This window comes from Nocardia sp. NPDC004722, assembly GCF_053601505.1.
Genome location: NZ_JBSGBY010000652.1, coordinates 1 through 4,515, shown reverse-complemented (window position 1 = coordinate 4,515; position 4,515 = coordinate 1). Strand labels below are relative to the sequence as shown.

Below are 4,515 nucleotides of genomic sequence, written 5' to 3'. Positions count from 1 at the left end.
ACTCCATCCCGGACGCCATCGCGGTCGCCATCCGCACGCCCGCGGGCATCGCGCTGCACACCGGTGACATCAAGCTCGATCAGCTGCCGCTCGACGGCCGCCTCACCGACCTGGCCGGGTTCTCCCGCCTGGGCGACGAGGGCGTGGACCTGTTTCTGGTGGACTCCACCAATGCCGAGGTGCCCGGTTTCGTCACGCCCGAGCGTGAGATCGGGCCGGTGCTCGACAATGTGATCGGCAAGGCCAAGGGCCGGGTCATCGTGGCCTCCTTCGCTTCTCACGTGCACCGGATCCAGCAGGTGGTGGATGTGGCGCAGCGCTACGACCGCCGGGTGTGCTTCGTGGGCCGGTCCATGGTCCGCAACATGCAGATCGCGCAGGACCTCGGCTACCTGGACATCCCGGACGGCCTGGTGGTCGATCTGGATCAGGCCGCGAATCTGCCGGTGCACAAGCTGGTTTTGATTTCGACCGGTTCGCAGGGTGAGCCGCTTTCGGCGCTCTCGCGCATGGCGCGCGGCGATCACCGCCAGATCAATATCCGCCCCGACGATCTCGTGGTGCTGGCCTCCTCGCTGATTCCCGGCAACGAGAACGCGGTCTTCGCGGTCGTGAACGGCCTGGCGCGTCTGGGCGCGACGGTCGTCACCCAGCAGAACGCGAAAGTCCATGTCTCCGGGCATGCTTCGGCGGGCGAGCTGCTCTACCTCTACAACGCGGTCCGGCCGACCAATGCCATGCCCGTGCACGGCGAATGGCGGCACCTGCGTGCCAACGGCGCGCTCGCGGCGGCCACCGGCGTGCCGGAGGAGCGGGTCATCCTGGCGGAGAACGGCGTCGTGGTCGACCTGGTCGACGGCATCGCCACCATCACCGGCCGGGTCCCGGTCGGCCAGGTCTATGTCGACGGCCTGTCGGTCGGCGACGTCGGCGAATCCACCCTCTCCGACCGCCTGGTCCTGGGCGAGGGCGGCTTCATCTCCATCAATGTCGCCATCGACTCCGCCACCGGCAAGGCCGTCTCGACCCCCGAGGTCACTGGCCGCGGCTTCTCCGACGATCCCGAAGCCCTCACCGGCGCACAGGAACTCGTCGAGAGCGAACTGCACCGCCTCGCGGTCGAGGGCGTCAGCGACACCCACCGCATCGCCCAATCCGTCCGTCGCGTGGTCGGCCGCTGGGTCGCGGAAACCTACCGCCGCCGCCCCATGATCGTCCCCACGGTCATCGGCGTCTAGCCGCGTAAACCGCAGCAGGACGATAAGAATCGCCCCGACAGCAATGCTGTCGGGGCGATTTCGTCAACCCTCCGCCGGAGGCGGCATCCCGCCTGGGGCGGGAACCACAAGAGTTTCTATTTATCCTGGCAGGCGGCGGAATCGAGCTTGGCGGCCTTGACGATCGAGCAGGCGTAGCTGTGGTCGATCTTCCAGTCGTTGCCGTCGGCGACGAAGGAGACGGTGGCGTTCTGGACCGGCTTGCCGTCGATGGTGACGTCGGCGTCGGCCTTGAGCTTGCCGGCGGACGGGTCGCCCACGTTGGTGATCTTGATCTTGACGTTGTTGGCCTTGGCGGCGTCGACCAGCTTCTGGGCGAGCTGCGGGTCGAGCGCGGCGTCCTCGATCCAATCGGTCTTGGTCTTGGAGTCGATCGACGGGTCGAAAGCCTTGGCGACCTTGTCGTTCAGATCGGCGACGGTCGGCTTGGGCAGGTCGGCCGTGGTGGTCGGGGCCGGAGCCTCGCCGGTGAGCTTGCCGTCGCCGTCGACGCCGCCGTCGAACTTGCCGGCGGGCGCGGCCGCGGAGGTGGTGGCGGCGGCCTTGCTGGTGTCATCGGACTTGCTGCAGGCCACCAGGCCCAGCGCCGAGGTGGCCAGCATCAGCGCCGCGGTTGCGCGAAAGATGGTGTGCTTCAACGAAATTCTCCCCAATGGTTTCGGAGCGACGGACTACAGCTGGTAGCCGGTGGTGCAGTTCCAGTGAATGATGGTGGCGTCACCGGAGTTCCGGTTCAGGGCCTGGTTCTTGGCGGCGACCCGCGAGGAGGCCGCGCCGAAGGTGTAGTAGCCGTCGCGCTGCGAGTAGGCGACCGCGCCGCAGCCGTTGGTGAAGCGCGCCACGATCTTGCAATCGTTGTAGGTGCACGAGCTGATGGCGGCGTTCTGCGCCGACGGGCTGTCCGAGTAATCGTAGGAGTAGCCGATGCGACCGGTGGACACCGACAGCGCGATCGCGCCGAAGTTGTAGTCCTGGTACGCGTTGGCCGGGGCCGCGGTACCCACCAGCAGTGAACCGGCGGCCGCGACCATCACGGCTGCGCCGCTGACGATCTTCTTCAAGTTGTTGCCCTTCTTGTGCTTTCGGGCCCATGACCCTCTGGACCGCCGATCAAGCTACCGATACGAAAGAATTGACGCCAACCCGCATCTGTGTTTTGTGCCGGTTCACCGGGGCGGGCGGGTACGCGGGGCGAAAAGTGGTGCCGTGCATATTCGGATCCGCGCGACTAAGGTTCGCCTTATGACTATGGCTCAACGGGAGCGCCAGGCCCTGGTCCAGGCCATGGCCGAGGCCGGTCCGGACGCCCCCACCCTGTGCGGGGAATGGACCACCCGAGACCTGGCGGCGCATCTGATCGTTCGCGAACGCCGCCCCGACGCCGCCCCCGGCATCCTGCTGAAGCCGTTCGCGTCCTATCTGGACAGCGTGCAGGCCAAGGTCGCCCGCAAGCCCTACGCCGAGTTGCTCGATCAGGTGCGCGGCGGCCCGCCGTTCTATCTGCGCCCGGTCGACTCGCTGATGAACCTCACCGAGATGTTCGTCCACCACGAGGACGTCCGGCGCGGCAGCGCGGGCTGGGAGCCGCGCACCCTGCCGCCCGCCGATGAGGACCGGCTCTGGAAGGTCCTGACGGGCTTGGCGCGCATGGCATATCGCAAATCGCCGGTTACTGTCGCGCTGACCACGCCGGATGGCCGCCGCACGGTCGCCCATCAGGCCGGTGAGCGCACGGTGGTGCTCGCCGGGCCGCCGTCGGAACTGCTGCTGCATGCCTTCGGCCGCAACGAGGTCCGGCTCGAGGCGACCGGAGCACCCGACGACGTCGCACTGGTCCACGCCCTCGACCGCAGCGTCTGACATCTCATCCCCTGAGACCACCGTCCCGGCCGGACTGGCGTGGTCCGTACCGGTCATGAAACGATCACGCGACGAGCGGTAACTTGCGTCATCGGCAAGTGGTCCGGGTGTGATGAGGTGGTAGGCAATGTCTTGGCAACTGGCGGTTCTCGGACCGGTCGAGTTGGCGGCCGACGGGGTGCCCATCCCACCCATGCCACCCAAACAGCAGGCGGCACTGGTGATGCTGGCGTGCGCGCGCGGTCGCACGGTCTCGGTCGAGGAACTCGTCGACGGCATCTGGGGTGCGGATCGGCCGTCCTCGGCGGTGGGCGCGCTGCGCAATTACGCGTGGGCGCTGCGCAAGCACCTCTCGACGCAGGGCGCGGTGCTGCTGTCCTCGGAGGCCCGCGGCTATCGGCTCGACGGCGCACTGGAACTGGATGTCGACTGCATCGACCGGTTGCGCGCCCAGGTGAGCGAGGCCCGCGCGGGCGGCTGCCTCGACACCGCCGACTCCGCGCTGCGCACCGCCCTGCGCGCCTGGCGCGGTGATCCGCTCACCGGTGTGCCCGGCCCGTGGGCGGCGGCCGAACGCGCGCGCCTGCGGCGGCTGCACCGGGTGCTCGAGGAGGATCTGCTCGAGATCACGGTGCAGCGCGGCGACTTCTCGCACGCCATGGCCGAATTGGAGGCGCTGATTACCGGTGACCCGCACAGCGAACGGCTGCGCGGGCTCATGATGACCGCCCTCTACCGGGCGGGCCGCCGCACCGAGGCGCTCGACGAATACCAGCGCATCCGGCGACTGCTGGTGTCCGAGCAGGGCATCGAGCCCGGGCCGATGCTGGCCGAACTGCATCGCCAGATCCTCGCCGACGAGCTGCCGGTCCCGGAGGCGGCGACCGCGCCGATCACGGTGGTCGCGCCGCGCCCGGCCCAATTGCCGCCCGACACCAGCGATTTCACGGGTCGTGGCGATCTGGCGCAGGAACTGTGCGGGGTGCTCGGCGGTGCCGCCCCGGCGCTGGTGGCGATCTCCGGTATGGGCGGTGTCGGCAAGACCGCGTTGGCTCTGCATGTGGCACACCGGATTCGGAGCTGCTACCCGGACGGGCAGCTGTATGTGGACCTGGGTGGCGCGGGCGCCGCGCCCGCCGATCCGGAGCATGTGCTGGGCGCGTTCCTGCGGGCTTTGGGCGTGGCGCAGAAGGAGATTCCGGTCGGGGTGGCCGAGCGGGCCGCGCTGTACCGCTCCGCGATCAGCGGCCGCCGCATGCTGGTGGTGCTCGACAACGCCGGTGACGCCGCGCAGGTCGCGCCGCTGCTGCCGGGGGAGTCCGGGTGCGGCGTGCTGGTGACGGCGCGTCGCCCGCTGACCGCGCTGCCCGGCGTGCGG

5 protein-coding genes are annotated in these 4,515 nt (G+C 69.0%); 3 read left to right on the top strand and 2 right to left on the bottom strand.

Annotated elements, in window-relative coordinates; genetic code table 11:
- Nucleotides 1-1,238: ribonuclease J (locus ACWELQ_RS38990; RefSeq protein ID WP_452402027.1), on the top strand; the 1,238-nt coding region annotated here is incomplete at its 5' end.
- 116 nt (nt 1,239-1,354) lie between these two features.
- Here the strand turns inward: ACWELQ_RS38990 and ACWELQ_RS38985 are convergent.
- Together ACWELQ_RS38985 and ACWELQ_RS38980 are read right to left on the bottom strand one after the other, a co-directional pair.
- A complete protein-coding gene (locus tag ACWELQ_RS38985; protein ID WP_452402026.1) occupies nt 1,355-1,915 on the bottom strand; it encodes a hypothetical protein in 561 nt (186 codons plus the stop codon).
- Between the two features lie 33 nt (nt 1,916-1,948).
- Nucleotides 1,949-2,338 (bottom strand): DUF4189 domain-containing protein, encoded by a 390-nt coding sequence (locus tag ACWELQ_RS38980; protein ID WP_452402025.1) that lies wholly within the window; start codon nt 2,336-2,338, stop codon nt 1,949-1,951.
- A gap of 181 nt (nt 2,339-2,519) precedes the next feature.
- Between ACWELQ_RS38980 and ACWELQ_RS38975 the strand changes: the two genes are divergently transcribed.
- Both ACWELQ_RS38975 and ACWELQ_RS38970 read left to right on the top strand, forming a co-directional pair.
- Complete coding sequence (locus tag ACWELQ_RS38975; protein WP_452402024.1) at nt 2,520-3,137, top strand: TIGR03085 family metal-binding protein; 618 nt, start codon at nt 2,520-2,522, stop codon at nt 3,135-3,137.
- A 127-nt stretch (nt 3,138-3,264) separates the two neighbouring features.
- Nucleotides 3,265-4,515, top strand: a 1,251-nt coding sequence (locus ACWELQ_RS38970; RefSeq protein WP_452402023.1) for a BTAD domain-containing putative transcriptional regulator, incomplete at its 3' end; no start/stop codon positions are given.

Coding starts and splice junctions, on each gene's coding strand:
- ACWELQ_RS38975 (WP_452402024.1), top strand. CDS start 2,520: ATGACTATGGCTCAACGGGAGCGCCAGGCCCTGGTCCAGGCCATGGCC.